The following is a 17,183-nucleotide window of genomic DNA, read 5'->3' on the forward strand; positions in this document are numbered from 1 at the left end:
GCGCCCCGGGCGTGCTGTCGACCATTTTTTTCGTCAGTCCGGCCAAGCACTTGGCTACTGTGCATGGGGTTGTTTTCAAGGGTTTTTACTCGAGCTCGACCACCTGGCCGTTCGACAGCGACACGCGGCGGTCCATGCGGCCGGCGAGCTCCATGTTGTGGGTCGCGATCAGCATGGAGACCTTGGTCGCCTTGACGAGCTGCATCAGGGCCTGGAAGACGTGGTCGGCGGTGTGCGGATCGAGATTGCCGGTCGGCTCGTCCGCAAACAGCACCCGCGGAGCATTGGCCACGGCGCGCGCGATTGCAACGCGCTGCTGCTCGCCGCCCGACAGCTCGGACGGACGGTGCGTGATGCGCTCGCCGAGGCCGAGATAGCCGAGGATCTCCTTGGCGCGCTTGACGCTCTCGGATTTCTTGAGGCCGCGGATCATCTGCGGCATCATCACGTTCTCCAGCGCCGAGAACTCCGGCAGCAGCCGGTGGGACTGGTAGACGAAGCCGATATCGGTGCGGCGAAGCTGGGTGCGCTCGATGTCGGGCAGTTGCGAGGTCGGCGCGCCATTGACGTAGACCTCGCCGGAATCGGGCGCTTCCAACAGCCCCGCAATGTGCAGCAGCGTCGACTTGCCCGAGCCGGACGGCGCCACCAGCGCGACGGACTGGCCTGCCCACAGCGCGAGCTTGGCGCCGTCGAGGATCGTCAGCGGCACCTCGCCCTGCAAGTATTGCCGCTTTATCTCGTGGAGATAAATGACCGGTACATCTTCCGCCCCCTGGCTCTCCATCAGCCCCTCACTCGTACCGCAGCGCTTCGACGGGATCGAGGCGCGCAGCGCGCCAGGACGGATACAGCGTCGCCAGGAACGACAGTGTCAGCGCCATGATGACGACGGCCGAGGTTTCGCCGATGTCGATCTCGGCGGGCAGCTTCGACAGGAAATAAAGCTCTGGCGAAAACAGTTCGGTGCTGGTCAGCCAGGACAGGAATTGCCGGATCGACTCGATGTTGAGGCAGATCACCAGCCCGACGATGAAGCCGACCATCGTACCGACCACGCCGATCGAGGCGCCCGTGATCAGGAAGATGCGCATGATCGAACCTTGCGAGGCTCCCATCGTGCGCAGGATCGCGATGTCGCTGCCCTTGTCCTTCACCAGCATGATCAGGCCGGACACGATGTTGAGCGCGGCGACTAGCACAATCATGGTGAGGATCAGGAACATCACGTTGCGCTCGACCTGCAGCGCGTTGAAGAAGGTCGAGTTGCGCTGGCGCCAGTCCACCAGGAACACCGGCCGGCCCGCCGCCTCCGTCACGGCCTGGCGGAACGCGACGATCTGGTCCGGATTGGTGGTGAAGACCTCGATCGAGGTGACGTCGTTGCTGCGGTTGAAATAGGCCTGCGCCTCCGCCAGCGGCATGAACACGAAGCCGAGATCATACTCCGACATGCCGATCTCGAACACCGCGGCGATCTTGTACGGCTTGATGCGCGGCGTCGTGCCCATCGGGGTGACTGCGCCCTTCGGCGCCACCAGCGTGATGCTGTCGCCGGCGTGCAGCGACAGCTGGTCAGCAAGGCGGCGGCCGATCGCGACCCCCTGCCCGTCGTCAAAGCCCTCGAGCGAGCCCTGCTTGATGTTCTTGGCGATCGAGGTGAGGTTGTTGAGGTCGTCGGAGCGGATGCCGCGCACCAGCACGCCGGAGGCGTTCCAGGGCGATGACGCCAGCGCCTGGCCATCCACCACGGGCGCTGCGAGCCGGATGCCCTGGACCTGGCTGAGGCGGTCGGCGACGTCCTTCCAGTCCGTGAGCGGCGATTCCAGCGGCTGGACCAGGATGTGGCCGTTGAGCCCGAGGATCTTGTCGAGCAGCTCCTTGCGGAAGCCGTTCATGACGGCCATGACGATGATCAGCGTCGCCACGCCCAGCATGATACCGAGGAAGGAGAACCCGGCGATGACCGAGATGAATCCCTCCTTGCGGCGCGCCCGTAAGTAGCGCGCCGACAGCATCCACTCGAATGGCGCAAAAGGCGCGGTTTGAACGGTTTCGGTCATGGTCTCATCCATCGCTCGATAGTCCCATGATTCGGGGTCAAATGTGGCCGGATTGGCGGCCGCGATCTCGGGCGATGAACAATATTCAGCCGACCAGCCTTATCAGCCCACAAGTCTTGCGACCGCGTCCGCAGGCGACATGGTCTCGCGGGCGCCATCACTTCGCCGCTTGAGCTCGACCTTGCCGTCGGCGAGCCCTTTCGGCCCGATCATGATCTGCCAGGGGATCCCGATCAGGTCGGCGGCGGCGAATTTGGCTCCGGCCCGCTGGTCGGTGTCGTCGTAGAGCACGTCGACGCCCTTGGCGGACAGCTCCCCATAGAGCTTCTCGCAGGCCGCATCGACCGCGGCATCGCCCTGCTTGAGGTTGAGAATCGACACCCGGAACGGGGCGACGGCCTCCGGCCATTTGATGCCGGCATCGTCATGGCAGGCCTCGATGATGGCGCCGAGCAGGCGCGAGACGCCGACGCCGTAGGAGCCGCCATGGATCGGCACGTCGACACCATCGGGGCCCGCCACCAGCGCCTTCATCGCGTCGGAATATTTCGTGCCGAAATAGAAGATCTGCCCGACCTCGATACCGCGGGTGTTCACCCGCTTGTCCGCGGGCACTTCCTGCTCGAAGCGCGCGGCGTCGTGAACGTCTTCCGTCGCCGCATAGACCGAGGTCCATTGCTTGATGATCGGCGTCAAATCGCTCTCATAATCGACGTCCTCGCCCGGCACCGGCAGGTCCAGCACGTCGCGATTGATGAACACGCCGGATTCGCCGGTCTCGGCGAGCACGATGAACTCGTGGCTGAGGTCGCCGCCGATCGGGCCGGTTTCGGCGCGCATCGGGATCGCCTTCAGCCCCATCCGCGCGAAGGTGCGCAAATACGCCACGAACATCTTGTTGTAGGCGACGCGCGCCGCCGCCTCGTTGAGGTCGAACGAATAGGCGTCCTTCATCAGGAACTCGCGGCCGCGCATCACGCCGAAGCGCGGACGCTGCTCGTCGCGGAATTTCCATTGAATATGATAGAGATTCAGCGGCAGGCTCTTGTAGGACTTCACATAGGCGCGGAAGATCTCGGTGATCATTTCCTCGTTGGTCGGCCCGTACAGCAGCTCACGCTTGTGCCGGTCGGCGATGCGCAGCATCTCGGGGCCATAGGCATCGTAGCGGCCACTCTCGCGCCAGAGATCGGCAAGCTGAAGCGTCGGCATCAACAGTTCCAGCGCGCCGGAGCGGTCCTGCTCCTCGCGCACGATCTGCTCGATCTTCTTCAAGACGCGGAAGCCGAGCGGCAGCCAGGCATAGATGCCGGCGGCCTCCTGCCGGATCATGCCGGCACGCAGCATCAGCCGATGCGAGACGATCTCCGCCTCTTTCGGATTTTCCTTCAGGATGGGCAGAAAGAACCGCGACAACCGCATGGCAATACTCGAGGAATCAGTGATGGCTTGCAGTGAAACCGGATTGGGAGCCAAAACACAAGACCAGGAATGAGGAAAACCCGCTAACACAGCGGAATTCCTGTCATTTTTCCGTCGACTTCAGATTCGACGCGAGGTGCCGAAGAGCCGGTTTCAGGGCGCCGCCACCTCGAACTCGTCCTCCAGCGTGATCTTCTCGAAATCGGTCACGAGCGCGTCGATCCGCACATGCCAACGGCCGGCAAAGGGCAGCTCGACCTTGCGCACGTGCCAGTAGCGGTCCGGCCCGAGCGAGGCGTTCCGCTCCATCGGCTCAATGCCGCGTTCGGGCAGGCTCAGCGTCAGCGTCACCTCCTTGGCCTCGAGCACCGCCCCCTCGCCAGTCATGAGCTGCAGGACGAAATCGTCGATGCCCGCCTTGCCCGGCGAGACCAGGACCTGAAACATCGCCCTGTCGGTGTGGATGTGGATCGCCAGCGGCGTCTCCGGAACGATCGTTCGCGGCGGCGGCGTGAAGCGCCAACCGGCCACGACAGCGAAGATGCTGAGCGCGATGGCGCATTCGAGCACGATCGAGCGCTTCAGGCTCTGCGCGGCGTTGTGATCCCCCGCCAGAGCCGGGGTCAGACGGAAGCGGTTGAGCGCGGCAAGCGCCAGCAGCACGAGCACCAGCACAAGCTTGATCGAGAGGATCAATCCATAGCGGGTCTCGACCAATGCAGACGGCTTTTCAAGCTGGACGATGGCGAGCGCGAGGCCCGTCAATGCGAGAACGCCAACGGCCGGCGCGGCGATGCGAGCAAAGCGGTTCACGACGGGCAATGTCGCGGCAGGTCGCTTTGACAACAGGGCGACCAGCGGCGCGAGGGCCCCAATCCAAAAGGCGACACCGAGGCCATGGAGAAAGATTGCCGGCCGCGTCAACAGTTCGGGCGGTGCCGTAGCAGCGTGCCCGGTCATGGCCAGCGACGAGCCGACGCCGACGAAGGCAATGATCGCCAGAGCGCGCGCGCACCACGCGCTGCCTAGCGCCAGCAATGCGAACAGCATTGCAGCGACGGCCACGAGCAAGGCCGGGCCCGCGCTGGTTCCGGATGCGACTTTCCAGGGAGCCATCGTCGCGAGAGCGGATAGCGGTAGGCCGAGGAGATCCAGCCCCAACACACCAAGGGAGACCACCGCGCTCGGGACGCCGATGGCGAGCGCCACGCACGGAATGGTTATGCCGGTTATCGACCATGCAACCCACCGTGCAAAGAACACGCCGCCGACGCCGACGAACAGGCCAAGATAGAGACCGACCCGCGCCAGCCAGATCAGCACATTCAATCCGCCGTCGGCGTTTGCGGGAGGTTGCGTCCCCGTCGGCATGCCGATCGAGAAGATCACCGATCCAGCGACGGGATGGCCATCCTGCGAGATCACGCGATAGCTGACGACCGCCGTGCCCTGCGGCAGGTCCGCCGGCATCGCAACCGAGATGGTCTCGCCCGATGCGTTGACGCGCAAATCATCCCGCGCCCTGCCCGCGCCGTCGATCAATTGGATCGCGCCCGGCGTCACCGTCTCGCTGAAGCGCAACTCCACCATCTTTGGCGCGCTCGCGAGCATGCTGCCGCTCGCCGGCTCGACCGCGACGAGCGCCGCGTGCGCCGAGGCGCCGGTCGCGACACCGACAACGAGGAGCAGCGTCGCGAGCGCGGCGAGCAGGCGCATCAGGGTTTTGGCAGGAGTTTTACGCCCGGCGCCGGCGATTTGCTCTCATGCGAATGCCCTGCCCCCTCAGCTGGAATTTCGATCCAGCGGCTGACGCCGGTCTCGCATTCCTGGACGACGGGGAAGTACAGGATCGTGTTCGGCTTGAGCGTGTCGGTCAGGGCCGTGTGCATGACGAACTCATCATAGTTCTTGTCCGGCAGCTTGCCGCCAGACCAAGTCACCTCCTTGACGCCGGACGAGAGCTTGTTGCCGTGATAGTCGTATTCGCCGGCGTATTTGCCCTCGACCACGTCAACACTCCAGCCCGCCTTCGGCATCGGTTTCACCGCGATCACGCCTTCCGGGATCTGCACCCGGATTTTCACCGTGGGCGAGCCCGCGCAACCGTGCGGGACGGCGAAGACGGCCTTGTAGGAAGCACCGACCGTGGCTTGCTTGCCTTCGAGAAAGACGTGCGCAGTCGCGGGCGTTGCCGCAAAGACGCTCAGAACAATCAGCCAGGTTCGCTTCGACATATTAGGTCTCCCGAAGGTCCAGATCATGCTCGTCACATCTTCATTCCCGAATGATCAGGCATTTTCTTCATCATGTGTCCGCTATCGCCGGGCGCCTGCGCGCCGACGCCCTGGACGTCGAGGGAGACGGCGACCTTGCCGGCCTTCTCGAACTGAAGCGTCACCGGCACCTTGTCGCCCTGCTTGAAGGGGCCCTTCAGCTCCTGGAGCATCAGGTGGTAGCCGCCGGGGGCGAACTTCACCGTCTTACCGGGATCGATCACGAGTCCCTTGTCGAGCAGGCGCATCTTCATCACGCCATTGTCCATCGCCATCTCGTGAACCTCGGCCTTCCCCGCGATATCGGCGGAAACGCCGACCAGTCTGTCGGCCACTGTGCCCTTGTTCTCGATGGTGAGATAGCCGCCGGCAACCTTGGCGCCGCCTGGTGTCGCCCGGCTCCACGCCTGCGAGATGACGAGATCGCCGGCCTTGACGTCCTCGGCCTGCGCGACGGCATAGCCGGTCAGCAACAGTGAAATTGCAAGGAGAGCTCGTCCGATATTCTTCATGTTGATTGCCTCTTTCTCGATTGATCGGGCCGAGAACGGCCCTGCATTCTTCCACGACGACCTTCCGCCGCCGTCAGCATCGGCATTCGGAACGCCGGCCTGCCGCGGAGCCGAACATAGACTCGAGTGCCATTTGCACGTCACCATCGATACCTCATTCCAGCATACACTGCCCGTCCCGTACCCGGCTCAAACAATGCCGACGTCGCCGTCGCTCGATCGATGATGCTCGCGCTGGCTATGTAGGTCTTGTTGGTGAGATTGCGCCCCTCGATGTAGGCAGACATCGGGCCGCCATTGTCGAAGCCGGCTTTCAATCCCAACAGGGCGTAAGGCTCTGTCGTCAGCGTGTTCATGCTGTCGACGAAGTAGGCCTGTGGCACCCATTCGACGTTGGGTCCAACATAGAACCCGAAAGGGTGCTTGTAGAGAAGCTCCGCGCGCAGGTAGTGATTTGGAGCTCCCGGCAATCGATTGTTTCCGAAGGTCGGATCTTGGTCGAAGCGGAAGTCGTTGAAGGAATAAGCGACATTCAGCCAGATCTTGTCCGGCGCCGGGCCGTTGACGAAGATGTCACGAAAGATTGCTGCGCTCGCGCCGGCCTCGATGCCTTGATGGATGGTGCGATCGGCATTGGTCACATTGCAATTGCCGAAAGCACTATAGAGGCATTGCAATTCGTCGCGAATGTTGGCCCGGTAGGCCGTCAGTTCCCAGGCGTAATCAGATCGCTTCATGCGAGTCCCGATTTCGTACGTGGTCGCGATCTGCGGACGAATGCTGGTGAACGGGATCGTCGGAATGCCGGGACCAATCGCGCTTTCGCCAAAGCTCGGCACCTCGGCACTCCGCGAGACATTGGCGAAGGCCTGCCAGCTCGGATCGATTTGCCACAACAGGCCGCCTTTCGGCGACCAGAGATTAAAGCGCGTTGCCCCCGATTGATCCCCATCACTGAGGAAACGATCCTGCCGATTGCGGGTCGCGTACAGAAATTGCGTGCCGCCGATCACTGCAAGATTTGGAAGGACGTAGAAGCTGTCTTCGACATAGGCGGAGGTATTCTCCGACCGATCGATCGAGGAAGAAAGCAGCGCGCCCTTCTGCCCGCCAATGTTGGCGAACTGCTGGTTGTCGATGCTGCCGTTCAGCACATTTACGCCTGCGACCAACTTGTTGCGGAAGCCGCCAATGGTGCGGTCATCCGTGATCTTCGCGAATCCGCCGTAGTCCTTGTAACGGTAGTCCAGCCACTGGAAGATCGGATGCATCAAATGGCGATCGACGCCAAAGGCGCCGAACTCGACTTTGGTGTCATCGAAACGAACGGTGGTTTTGTTGGCGAGCCTGACAGTATCGATGTTGCGCTGCTGATCCATCGCAACATTCGCGGGTGCAGCAGCTTCCGGATCGGTCAAAGCGGATGTCTTGGTCACGGTACCCGGGATTCGCTGCCGCACTTCGTTGGCATTGAGGTAGAACCGTGTCTCGACATCCGGCGAGAACTGGTACCCAACATTGCCGCTCAAACGGTTGCTCGAGCCAAAACTGTGATCGCGAAATCCGTCTGCGGCCTGCGTGGAAGCGGTCACGAAACCATCCCACGGCCCGTTGACGCCGCCTGCGTTCGCCTGAAGTCGCTTGTAGCCGAATCCTCCGACATCGAAGGACACACCATTCGGAAACGAGTCGCGGCCGGTCGGGGTCACGAAGTTGATCGCGCCTCCGAGCGAATTGGCGCCAAACTGAAGCGCGTTGCCGCCCTTGAAGACTTCGACATATTTATAGGCGCTCGGATCGATCTCCTGGAAATCGCCGTAGCCATCCGCAGTGTTGATCGGAATGCCGTCCATATAGAGCTGAACGCCGCGCAGATGAAAATTGCGCGACAGGCCGGACCCGCGGATCGAAAGACGAGTGTCGTCGCCCCATTTGGGCTGGGCGTACACGCCGGGCACGTAATCCAGAACATCCTTGATCGTGTTGGAAGGCGTCGAGTTCCTGTACGCCTCGGCCGACACGAGCGCCACGCCGCCCGGAGTCTGGTTAATCTCCGCCAGCGCTTGTTGCGCAGTCAGAACCGCCAGGGCACCCGGAGCCCCTGCACTCTGGTCGCTCGCGGTTTGCTGCGGCGATGGGGCCGTTCGCGGGCTTCGCGTGACGCGCGCCGATCGCGCCGTATTGCGTGGCGGGCGGACCGTCGACGCGCGCTTCTGCTGAGGCGCCTCTACGGTGATTGGCGGCAGCACAGCGCTGCTGCTTTGGGCAAAGGCTCCGCTCGACGATGCAAGCAGCGCGGCCTGAATGGCAACGACGCTCACACCACGGCGGGCATGACAACGTAACATGGGGCATTCCTGACGCCGGGCTTTCTCTCCGGCCATTCGACAGCATCAATCGCCTACGGCGGACCGCGGCGATCACGAGAGTCGTCAGGAAAATTGAGGCGGGGCGCGCGCCTGGGCACTCGAGCCCTTATGGACGGCGCCAGCGGATGCCTCCGCCGCATGCCACACCACGTGCTCCGCGTGGCGGAAGGGAACGGAGAGCGCGGCGTACGGCGGCGAATCGAGCGACGCGCCCATCTGCGCCAGGCAACAGAGGGCGCACGCACCGGCATGTGCGACCGGCGTACCCGCCGGATCGTTCAGGCCGCCCTGCTCGCTCGCGCTATGGCAGATGACGGCAGCAGAAAGCGGATCGGCCACGGCCTGGCCGGCCGCCAGACAGGCGGCAATCGGCGCCAGCACCTGCATCACCAAAGCGAGCAGGACCAGGGGGAGGAATTTTTGCAGCCGTGCGCGCATCCGCCGAACCGTTTGTTCGTCTACTAACTAAACACCGGCGGATGGCCGAGTCGAGCCCGGTTCCGCCGCCTCCTTAATCCAGCGCAAACTTCCCGGAAAACTGTGGTCCGGCTGCCCGGGGGAGGGAACCTCCGGCATTTGAGGCAGTCGAGCACCCGGCCCCATCCACAGATTTCTTATATTTGTCATATGCTTACAGAGCCGAAAGCCCGATCATTTCGTCAATTGCTCGAATTTTGAACATTCGTTGCCGAAAATGATGACAAGTGAGAAAAGTTGATCTAGCATCCTCTTGCTCAGGCTGGCCGCGAGGTCGAAGTCTGGTGGTCCAAGTCTCGGGAGGAGCCCCTGACGCGCAAAATGCAGCGTCGCCCCGCCAATCAAGATCAAATCTTAGAATCGGGGATAATAGGGTCGACACAATTTTCGAGCGGGGCTAGGGCCCCGCTCTTTTTTTGTCTGCGGGGCTAAAGCACCGATGAATGCTTCTCCCAATTCGATCGAACAGAGCTTTGAACTTGCAGCTTCGCGCTGCATCGATCTCGCGCCACTCGTCTATCGACGGCTGTTCGAACAGCATCCCGAAACGCGGGCGATGTTCCGCACGCAGGGCTGCGAACTCGTGATGGGATCGATGCTGGCGCTCACGATCGAGGCGATTCTCGACTTCGCCGGTGATCGCCGTGGGCAATTCCGGCTGATCGCGTGCGAGGTCGCCTCGCACGATGGCTACGGCACGCCGCGCGAGCTGTTCACCGCCTTCTTCGCCGTCATCAGGGACACACTGCGCGATTTCCTTCGCGATGAATGGTCGCCGAACATCGCGCAGGCCTGGGATCGACTGCTCATCGAGATCGACGCGTTCGCGGGTGTCCCGGCCTGACGCTTTGCGCTGCACCAACGCGGGCTCGCGGCGACCCCGCCGTTGATTGCGGATTGAGTGGCACCAACTCTTGTGAGACACTTTCGGACATCGGTCGCGCAATCAATGACGCGCCGAAGCAAAATTGTATGGGAGCGAGCGATGTCCGGGACGAAAGATTTCTCGACGACGAGGCGCGATCTTCTTCAGGCGGCGGCAACCGCCGGCGCCGCGACTGCCATCCTCGGCAGCATGGGCATAAACCCCGCCCTTGCAGCCGAAGTCGGACGAAGCGAGAAGCCGCTGAAGGCGGCGTTCTCCAACGCAGGCCTCCAGGCCACCTGGTGCGCGCAGGGCAAGCAGGCCGCGGAATTCTGGGGCAAGCTGTTCAATGTCGAGGTCACCTGGTTCGACGGCCAGCTCGATGCCGTGAAGCAACGCGCGGCGATCGACAACATGGCTTCGCAGAAGTGGGACTTCGTCGCGATCCAGGCTTTTGGCATCGGCACCCTCACCCAGCCGGTGCAGAAGATGATCGACGCCGGCACGCCCGTGATCGACATGGATACGCTGATTGCGCCGCTCGACCAGATCAACGTCCACTCCTTCCTCGCCCCCGACAACGAGTTCATGGGCGCCTCGGTGACGCAGGCGCTTTGCAACGCGATGGGCGGCAAGGGCAAGATCATCATGACGCAAGGAGCCCTCGGCCACACCGGCGCGCAGGGCCGCGCCAAGGGCTTCAACAATGTCGTGAAGCAATTCCCCGGGATCGAGGTGCTCGACACCCAGCCGGCCGACTGGGACGTGTCGAAGACCGCACGTCTCTGGGAAACCTACCTGACGAAGTATCCGCAGATCGACGCGGCGTTCTTCCACAATGACGACATGGCGCTCGCCGCCGCCAATATCATGAAGGCGCGGGGCCGCACCAACATCCTGATCGGCGGTGTCGATGCGATGCCGCCGGCGATCCAGGCGGTCAGCGAAGGCCGCATGTTCGCCACCGTTCGCAATCCGTCCTGCCGGATTCATGGCGGCGCCGTCATCGCGGGCGTTTCCGCCGTGGTCGGCGGCGAAAAGAGTGGACAGGGCATTCCCAAGAACGTGGTCACCGACGGTCCGGTCGTCACCAAGGCCAATGCCGCCGGCATGCAGTGGATGCAGGATCATTTCCTGATCTGAGCCTCCAAGATCTGAAATTCCATGCGAGAGGATCGTTCGCCCATCCTGGAACTGCAGGGCATCACGAAGAGCTTCGGCGGCGTCGAGGCGCTTCGTGGTGTCGACTTCGCGCTCTCACCCGGCGAGATCCATGGTCTCGTCGGCGAGAACGGCGCGGGAAAAAGCACGCTGATGAAGATCATCGCCGGCGTGCACACCGAATTCTCGGGTCGCTTCCTGATCGACGGACAGGAGACGCATTTCCGCTCGGCCCGCGACGCCCACAGCGCCGGCATCGCCATGGTGCACCAGGAGCTCTCCGTCGCGCCCGACCTCACGGTCGCGGAGAACGTGTTTCTGGGCAACCAGCCGACCAACGCCCTCGGCCTGGTGCAATGGCGGCGGATGGCGCGCGAGGCCGGCGAGCAGCTCGCCCGCTTCGGCATCGACGTCGATCCGATGAGCCGGCTGGGTGACTTACCCATCGGGCTCCAACAACTGATCGAGATCGCGCGCGTGCTTTTCTCCGGCGCGCGCATCGTCATCCTGGACGAGCCGACCTCCGCCCTCTCCCCACCCGAGGTCGAGCGATTATTCGCGACGCTACGGCGCCTGCGTGAGGAAGGCACGGCGATCGTCTTCATCTCGCATTTCATCGAGGACATCTTGCGCGTGTCCGACACGGTGACCGTGTTCCGCAACGGTCGGAAGGTCGCGGAGACCGCAAGTGCTGCGACCAGCAAGGGCGCGCTGATCGAGGCCATGATCGGCCGCGGCGGCGAAGCGCTCGAGCACAGCTATAGCGACGATCTGATGCTGCCGCGGCCGAGCGACAGCTCGGTTGTCCTGAAGGTCGACCAGCTATCGCTGGCCCGCAGCCTGAAGGACATCTCCTTCGAGGCGCGCGCCGGCGAAGTGCTGGGCATCTACGGCTTCATGGGCTGCGGCCAGCAGGAATTATCCCGCATCCTGTTCGGCAAGCTGAAGCCGGACGGCGGCACGCTCGCGGTCGAGGGCAAGCCCAAAACCTTCGCCAGCACGGCGGCGGCGCGGCGCGCCGGCGTGGCGCTGGTGCCGGAGAGCCGGCGCGCGATGCTGTTTCACCAGGAGCCGGTCTACAAGAACATTTCGATCAGCATTCTCGATCGCATCTCGGCGCTGCTGCTCAAGCCGGCGCAGGAGCGCGACATTGCCCAGCGCCAGGTCGAGCAGCTCCAGATCAGGCCGCCGGTGGTTGGGCTCGATCTCGGCATGCTCTCCGGCGGCAATCAGCAGAAAGTCGCGCTGGCGAAATGGTTGACCTATCCGCCCAAACTCCTGGTGCTGTGCGAACCGACCCGCGGCATGGATGTCGGTGCCAAGAACGACGTCATCAACATCGTCCGCGATCTCCGCGCCAAAGGGCTCGCGATCATCGTGCTGTCGACCGAGCCGGAAACGGTGCTGTCGCTGGCCGACCGCATCCTCGTGCTCAAGCGCGGCGCATTGGTGCGCGAATTCAAGAACGAGCCGGTCAGCAAGGACCGCCTGCTGGAAGCAGCGTGACGGAGAAGCACCATGGCGAGCAGTGAGACAGTTCCAGCGGCGAGTGCGCGGGCGCGGGGCCTTGCACCATTCCTGCGCTCGCAGATGCGCAACATCGCCCCGTTCCTGACGCTGATCTTTCTCTCCGCCTTCTTTGCGCTCGCCAGTCCCTCCTTCGCGACGCTGGACAATCTCGGCAACATCCTGACGCAGGTGTCGGTGACAGGAATCATCGCCGTCGGCCTCACCTTCGTGATCCTCTGCGCGGAGATCGACCTCTCGATCGCCAGCATCGCCAACGTCACGGGCATCGCGGTCGCCTACTTCACGCTCCAGGAATCCTACGTCAACATTCCCAACATTCCCCTGCCCGGCGCCGCGGCGATCCTGCTGGCCATTTTGCTCTGCGCGTTCCTCGGCCTCGTCAATGCGCTGGGGCTGACCGTGATCGGCATCCCCTCCTTCATCATGACCTTGGCGATGATGCAGATCGCGGCCGGCATCTCGGCGCTGCTGGTGCGCGGGCAGATCGCCTACAAGGTGCCCGGCGTGATCACCACGCTCGGCTCCGGATCGATCGGCGGCATCCCATGGATCGTCATCGTCGCCGCGATCATGCTGCTCTTGGGACATCTGGTGCTGACCTACACGCGCTTCGGCCGCTACGTCTACATGGTCGGCGGCAACCGCGAGGCGGCCGAATATTCCGGCCTCAACGTCAAGCTCATCCTCGGCGCGGTGATGGTCATTTCGGCGGTGTGCTCCGGTATCGGCGGCATGCTCGGCGTCGCCCATTTCGGCAGCGCGCAGCAGAACGAGTTCGATACCTATCTGCTCGACTCCATCGCCGCCGTCGTGGTCGGCGGCACCAGCCTGTTCGGTGGCCGCGGCGGCATCGGCAACACCATCGTCGGGCTGTTCGTCCTCGGTGTCCTCAATAACGGCCTCGACCACGTCAACATCGACAGCTTCCTGAAGATCCTGATCCGCGGCCTGATCCTGCTGGCGGCGCTGGTGATCAATGTCTACGCGCAGCGGCTGAGGGAGAAAGCGGCGGAGTAGACAGCCCTCAAAACAAATAGCGCGAAAACAACCCCATGCACAGTAGAGACCGTGAGGGAATTCAACGACTTACAAAAACCCGAAATTGTGTAGCTGCGTCCGTGGCGGCGTTTGACTCGTCGGGCAAAACAGGAGCAGGATGTCATCATGGCGATGTGCGCGGGTCGGCTCCGGACAGCGCCCCAACCTCCGTCATTGCGAGCGCAGCGAAGCAATCCAGACGGCCGCCGCGGAAAGATTCTGGATTGCTTCGCTGCGCTCGCAATGACGAGGTGACAGCAGGGGCAATCGAGCCTCACCTTCATCGCAGAGCATGAGGACCGCGGCCTAACTCTCCGCTTTCTCATCCGACCCAAGCCGCGAGAACCGGAAGTTACAGTGGCTCGCACCGCCCGCGAGCGTCTGTGTCCTCTCCAGGCGGATGCCGCGCGCTGCGTAGGCGACGAAATCGAGCCCGCAGATGTTCGGCAGAATGTCCTTGTCACCGTGGCGCGCCGCGAGTTTGCAGAAGCCACAGGCCTTGTAGTTGATGCCGAATTCAAAACTGTCACCCGCATCGGGCTCGACGAAATCGTAGACGAAGTCTCCCGGAAACTCGGTCTGATGGCCTTCGGTCGCGCTTCTTGCCGCCTGCTCGCGTAGCAAGGCCTGGTTCTCCGGCGACATGAACTGACGCCCCGAGGCGAGACGTTCGGCTTCCGATACGGTGAGCAATTGCGCCTTGTAGGTTTCCCGCTCGATCTCGCCGATCACAGGCACCGGCACGCCGTGGCGCCGCAGCACCCGGCTGATGGCCATGAAGCCCATCAGCCGCATGAAGAAATCGCTCATGCGGCTCGCTGCGCCGCCGACATAGGGCATCTGGGTGAGCACGATTTCGAATTCATCCATCACCTCCCGCCTGATGCCGTCGATGTCGGAAAGCTGCGCGCGCTCGCGCAACATTGCTTCGGCCAGGTCGAGCCGATCGCGCATGGCGACCTCCATTGCACCGCGATGCGCTTGGTAAAACGGATGGATGATCTCAGCCATGGGACACCTGATATGATTGACGTCATTGAAAAATCGGCCGATTTCACTCCGCGGCGATCGCCTCGATCTCCAGCAGCCATTGGCTGTCGACGGTCTCGACGATCACGACCGTCAGCGCGGGCTGGTGTTCGCCCAGCATCGCGCGACGAATCGAGCGGTTGGCCACGAGCTGATTGCGGTCGGTCAGGAACGTGGTGATCTTGACCAGATGCGCGACGCCAAGGCCGGCGGCAGCGAGCACCTCGATCAAATTGCGCCAGGCCTGCTCGCACTGCGCCTCAAAACCGTCGGGAACGGTGCCCTCGAGTCTCTCCGGCACCTGACCACTGATGAACAACAGGCGGCGATGCTGCGTCAGTTCAAGTCCCATGCAGTAGCCGCCGGCGGGAGCATGGACCGTTGCGGGATTGTGGCTGACGATGTGAGCTGCCGGCATGGGGTTTCTCCGGATTACGGATCGACCGTATCCGGCGCCACCGCCGCTTCGCAAAGCATCATTGCTGCGGCTCAGCGCAAGAAAATCTATTGCAAGGCCATGGCCCATCAGTGTCAAAAGGAGCGCATGACCTACATCCTTCCACCACTGAACGCGCTCCGCGCCTTCGAGGCCGCCGCGCGGCATCTCAGCTTCAAGCTCGCCGCGCACGAGCTGCACGTGACGCCGGCCGCCGTGGGGCAGCAGGTGAAGGCGCTGGAGGCGCGCCTCGGCGTGCAGCTGTTCGAGCGGTTGCATAAGCAGCTCATCCTCACCGTCGCCGGTCAGGCCTACCTGCCCGGGGTCTCCGAAGGCTTTCGCCACATCGCGGAGGCGACCTCGCAATTGAGACCGGCAGGTGCGGTGCTGCTGCAATTGGGCGTCCATGGCGGCTTCGACCTCCGCCGCCTCGATCTGGCGGCGTTTCGCAGCACGCATGCAGAGATCGGCTTACGGGTGCTACACCCGGCCGGCCTGCACGAATTGGTCGAGGGCAAGGTCGATCTGCTGATCGCCCGCGGCGTCGGCCACCATCCGGGCTATCGCTGCGACCGGATCGATGAGGGATCGGGTGTGGGTGATTGGCTGGTTGCGCCTGAAGGCACCGCGGATTGCCCGGAGGTCGTCAGTTTTCGCGATTGGCTGCGCGCCTCGCCGGCTGAAACCGCGCTCGCAAATCGCCGCCCTCGTCTGGTCGGTGGCGCCGGGAGCTGAAAATGACCCAAAGGCGACATAATCGCTTGATCCAAGTTGTCTTTTTGTGAGGTGAAGCTACCGGGGCAAGTGATGGGTCGCGCCAAGCTCGTTCTCGCTATTTGTTTCTTCTTCTTTGGGCTGATCGCGGCGAACGCTGCGGGGGTCAGAAATTTCGACATTCCCGCTGCCGCGGCCGGGCCGGCGATCAGGCTGCTGGTCTGGACACCATGCGCCGAGCCTCCAAAAGAGATGGACGCACGTGGTGCCATTTTCTTCGCCGTACCCGGATGCTCGGTGACTGGCGAAAAGCTTCCTCTTATCGTGATATCGCATGGCAGGAGAGGATGGTTCGGTGGTCACCACGACACGGCCGCGGCGCTGGCCGATGCTGGTTTTGTCGTCGCTGCGCTCAATCATCCCGGTGACACCTGGCGCGATGCCAGCCGTGCCGACAGCCTTTCCGTGCTCGTCGAACGCCCCGCGGATATCAAGCGACTGATCGACTACATGCTCGAAAGCTGGCCCGATGCATCGCGCATCGACGCCCGGCATATTGGCCTCTACGGCTTCTCGTTTGGCGGCTATACGGGTCTCGCCGTCATCGGCGGCAATCCAGAATTACGAAAGGGCTTGTCCAATTGCGCGACATCGAGCCTGTTGGCTTGCAAGCAGCTTGAAAGCGGCGAGGTGCCGGGCCAACCGATCACACCTGACCCCCGCGTCAAAGCCGCAGTAATTGCCGATCCTTATCCGGCTTTTGTTTTCTCCGAGGAGAACCTGAAGAAAATAGCGATACCGGTGCAACTATGGAGTTCCGATCCGGCGCAAAATGGTGACGGCCTCTCCGGATGCTGTGCTTCAACGATCAAACAACGGCTCCCGGCGCCGGATTATCACTTCGTGGCCAACGCCAAACACTTCTCTTTTCTTGCCACTTGCATCCCGAAGGAGACGCAGGCCAACCCTACCGCTTGCACCGATGCGCCGAATTTCGACCGTGTCGATTTTCATCGGAGTTTCCACACCGAGATCGTGGCGTTTTACCGCAAGCACTTCGCTGACGGTACTGGCCAATAGCGATACCGCTCTAACTGTTCCGTTTATGGCCTGCACCGACAGCACTGAGCCTCGGGGAAACGATGTCTCAAGGCGGGGAGCGCGCGGAATTACGCCGACGAGAGGCATTCGGCTAGTCCGCGACGTGGTGTTGGCTCGACTGAGGTGACGGCGCTCGAAACTTTGCGGTGCTGCCGCTTGATGGCGAAGCTAACTGCTACCGTGCGGTCTGGGA

The 17,183-nt window shown here is 62.8% G+C and carries 16 protein-coding genes; 6 read left to right on the top strand and 10 right to left on the bottom strand.

Translation table 11 applies throughout. From position 1 onward, the window contains the following. Nucleotides 1-85: 85 nt before the first annotated feature. The 8 genes from AC0L3U_RS23615 to AC0L3U_RS23650 form a co-directional block, all read right to left on the bottom strand. The gene (locus AC0L3U_RS23615) at nucleotides 86-787 is read right to left on the bottom strand and encodes an ABC transporter ATP-binding protein (RefSeq protein WP_007603608.1); all 702 of its coding nucleotides are present in this window, start codon (nucleotides 785-787) and stop codon (nucleotides 86-88) included. A gap of 7 nt (nucleotides 788-794) precedes the next feature. Next, entirely contained in the window at nucleotides 795-2,075 is a 1,281-nt protein-coding gene (locus AC0L3U_RS23620; RefSeq protein ID WP_007603606.1) for a lipoprotein-releasing ABC transporter permease subunit, read from the bottom strand. Between the two features lie 90 nt (nucleotides 2,076-2,165). Next, nucleotides 2,166-3,485 (bottom strand): proline--tRNA ligase, encoded by a 1,320-nt coding sequence (gene proS / locus AC0L3U_RS23625; RefSeq protein ID WP_473363404.1) that lies wholly within the window; start codon nucleotides 3,483-3,485, stop codon nucleotides 2,166-2,168. Between the two features lie 153 nt (nucleotides 3,486-3,638). Then, a complete protein-coding gene (locus AC0L3U_RS23630) occupies nucleotides 3,639-5,201 on the bottom strand; it encodes a copper resistance CopC/CopD family protein (protein WP_473363405.1) in 1,563 nt (520 codons plus the stop codon). Beyond that, nucleotides 5,201-5,719, bottom strand: coding sequence for a YcnI family copper-binding membrane protein (locus AC0L3U_RS23635; protein ID WP_473363406.1), 519 nt, complete (start codon nucleotides 5,717-5,719; stop codon nucleotides 5,201-5,203). Before AC0L3U_RS23635 ends, AC0L3U_RS23630 begins: the two co-directional genes overlap by 1 nt. A gap of 32 nt (nucleotides 5,720-5,751) precedes the next feature. Then, nucleotides 5,752-6,270, bottom strand: coding sequence for a copper chaperone PCu(A)C (locus AC0L3U_RS23640; protein WP_473363407.1), 519 nt, complete (start codon nucleotides 6,268-6,270; stop codon nucleotides 5,752-5,754). A gap of 140 nt (nucleotides 6,271-6,410) precedes the next feature. Then, complete coding sequence (locus AC0L3U_RS23645) at nucleotides 6,411-8,618, bottom strand: TonB-dependent receptor family protein (protein ID WP_473363451.1); 2,208 nt, start codon at nucleotides 8,616-8,618, stop codon at nucleotides 6,411-6,413. 84 nt (nucleotides 8,619-8,702) lie between these two features. Then, nucleotides 8,703-9,077: a DUF2946 domain-containing protein gene (locus AC0L3U_RS23650; RefSeq protein WP_473363408.1), complete on the bottom strand. Its 375-nt coding sequence runs from the start codon at nucleotides 9,075-9,077 to the stop codon at nucleotides 8,703-8,705. Between the two features lie 478 nt (nucleotides 9,078-9,555). On the opposite strand from AC0L3U_RS23650, the gene AC0L3U_RS23655 reads away from it, so the two are divergent. From AC0L3U_RS23655 to AC0L3U_RS23670, 4 genes are all read left to right on the top strand, one after another. Then, complete coding sequence (locus AC0L3U_RS23655) at nucleotides 9,556-9,960, top strand: globin (RefSeq protein WP_473363409.1); 405 nt, start codon at nucleotides 9,556-9,558, stop codon at nucleotides 9,958-9,960. Nucleotides 9,961-10,101: 141 nt separating this feature from the next. After that, nucleotides 10,102-11,124, top strand: a complete 1,023-nt coding sequence (locus AC0L3U_RS23660) for a sugar ABC transporter substrate-binding protein (RefSeq protein WP_199198585.1) — start codon at nucleotides 10,102-10,104, stop codon at nucleotides 11,122-11,124. A 21-nt stretch (nucleotides 11,125-11,145) separates the two neighbouring features. Beyond that, a complete protein-coding gene (locus AC0L3U_RS23665; RefSeq protein WP_473363410.1) occupies nucleotides 11,146-12,648 on the top strand; it encodes a sugar ABC transporter ATP-binding protein in 1,503 nt (500 codons plus the stop codon). A 12-nt stretch (nucleotides 12,649-12,660) separates the two neighbouring features. After that, the gene (locus tag AC0L3U_RS23670) at nucleotides 12,661-13,689 is read left to right on the top strand and encodes an ABC transporter permease (protein ID WP_473363411.1); all 1,029 of its coding nucleotides are present in this window, start codon (nucleotides 12,661-12,663) and stop codon (nucleotides 13,687-13,689) included. A 327-nt stretch (nucleotides 13,690-14,016) separates the two neighbouring features. On the opposite strand, the gene AC0L3U_RS23675 is transcribed toward AC0L3U_RS23670, so the two are convergent. Both AC0L3U_RS23675 and AC0L3U_RS23680 read right to left on the bottom strand, forming a co-directional pair. Further along, nucleotides 14,017-14,721, bottom strand: a complete 705-nt coding sequence (locus AC0L3U_RS23675) for an L-2-amino-thiazoline-4-carboxylic acid hydrolase (RefSeq protein WP_473363412.1) — start codon at nucleotides 14,719-14,721, stop codon at nucleotides 14,017-14,019. Between the two features lie 43 nt (nucleotides 14,722-14,764). Beyond that, the gene (locus AC0L3U_RS23680; RefSeq protein WP_473363413.1) at nucleotides 14,765-15,157 is read right to left on the bottom strand and encodes a RidA family protein; all 393 of its coding nucleotides are present in this window, start codon (nucleotides 15,155-15,157) and stop codon (nucleotides 14,765-14,767) included. A 126-nt stretch (nucleotides 15,158-15,283) separates the two neighbouring features. Between AC0L3U_RS23680 and AC0L3U_RS23685 the strand changes: the two genes are divergently transcribed. Both AC0L3U_RS23685 and AC0L3U_RS23690 read left to right on the top strand, forming a co-directional pair. Beyond that, on the top strand, nucleotides 15,284-15,910 hold the full coding sequence (locus AC0L3U_RS23685) for a LysR family transcriptional regulator (RefSeq protein WP_473363414.1): 627 nt from the start codon (nucleotides 15,284-15,286) through the stop codon (nucleotides 15,908-15,910). 72 nt (nucleotides 15,911-15,982) lie between these two features. Then, nucleotides 15,983-16,969 (top strand): alpha/beta hydrolase family protein, encoded by a 987-nt coding sequence (locus AC0L3U_RS23690; protein WP_473363415.1) that lies wholly within the window; start codon nucleotides 15,983-15,985, stop codon nucleotides 16,967-16,969. The last annotated feature ends 214 nt before the right edge of the window (nucleotides 16,970-17,183 follow it).

The organism is Bradyrhizobium sp. Kon69, from assembly GCF_055807515.1.

Bases quoted from the DNA above. Each gene is read 5' to 3' on its own strand.
- AC0L3U_RS23635 (WP_473363406.1), bottom strand. From the start codon at position 5,719: ATGTCGAAGCGAACCTGGCTGATTGTTCTGAGCGTCTTTGCGGCAACG.
- AC0L3U_RS23615 (WP_007603608.1), bottom strand. From the start codon at position 787: ATGGAGAGCCAGGGGGCGGAAGATGTACCGGTCATTTATCTCCACGAG.
- AC0L3U_RS23680 (WP_473363413.1), bottom strand. From the start codon at position 15,157: ATGCCGGCAGCTCACATCGTCAGCCACAATCCCGCAACGGTCCATGCT.
- AC0L3U_RS23660 (WP_199198585.1), top strand. From the start codon at position 10,102: ATGTCCGGGACGAAAGATTTCTCGACGACGAGGCGCGATCTTCTTCAG.
- AC0L3U_RS23630 (WP_473363405.1), bottom strand. From the start codon at position 5,201: ATGCGCCTGCTCGCCGCGCTCGCGACGCTGCTCCTCGTTGTCGGTGTC.
- AC0L3U_RS23655 (WP_473363409.1), top strand. From the start codon at position 9,556: ATGAATGCTTCTCCCAATTCGATCGAACAGAGCTTTGAACTTGCAGCT.
- AC0L3U_RS23690 (WP_473363415.1), top strand. From the start codon at position 15,983: ATGGGTCGCGCCAAGCTCGTTCTCGCTATTTGTTTCTTCTTCTTTGGG.
- AC0L3U_RS23640 (WP_473363407.1), bottom strand. From the start codon at position 6,270: ATGAAGAATATCGGACGAGCTCTCCTTGCAATTTCACTGTTGCTGACC.
- AC0L3U_RS23665 (WP_473363410.1), top strand. From the start codon at position 11,146: ATGCGAGAGGATCGTTCGCCCATCCTGGAACTGCAGGGCATCACGAAG.
- AC0L3U_RS23675 (WP_473363412.1), bottom strand. From the start codon at position 14,721: ATGGCTGAGATCATCCATCCGTTTTACCAAGCGCATCGCGGTGCAATG.
- AC0L3U_RS23670 (WP_473363411.1), top strand. From the start codon at position 12,661: ATGGCGAGCAGTGAGACAGTTCCAGCGGCGAGTGCGCGGGCGCGGGGC.
- AC0L3U_RS23620 (WP_007603606.1), bottom strand. From the start codon at position 2,075: ATGGATGAGACCATGACCGAAACCGTTCAAACCGCGCCTTTTGCGCCA.
- AC0L3U_RS23645 (WP_473363451.1), bottom strand. From the start codon at position 8,618: ATGTTACGTTGTCATGCCCGCCGTGGTGTGAGCGTCGTTGCCATTCAG.
- AC0L3U_RS23685 (WP_473363414.1), top strand. From the start codon at position 15,284: ATGACCTACATCCTTCCACCACTGAACGCGCTCCGCGCCTTCGAGGCC.
- proS (WP_473363404.1), bottom strand. From the start codon at position 3,485: ATGCGGTTGTCGCGGTTCTTTCTGCCCATCCTGAAGGAAAATCCGAAA.
- AC0L3U_RS23650 (WP_473363408.1), bottom strand. From the start codon at position 9,077: ATGCGCGCACGGCTGCAAAAATTCCTCCCCCTGGTCCTGCTCGCTTTG.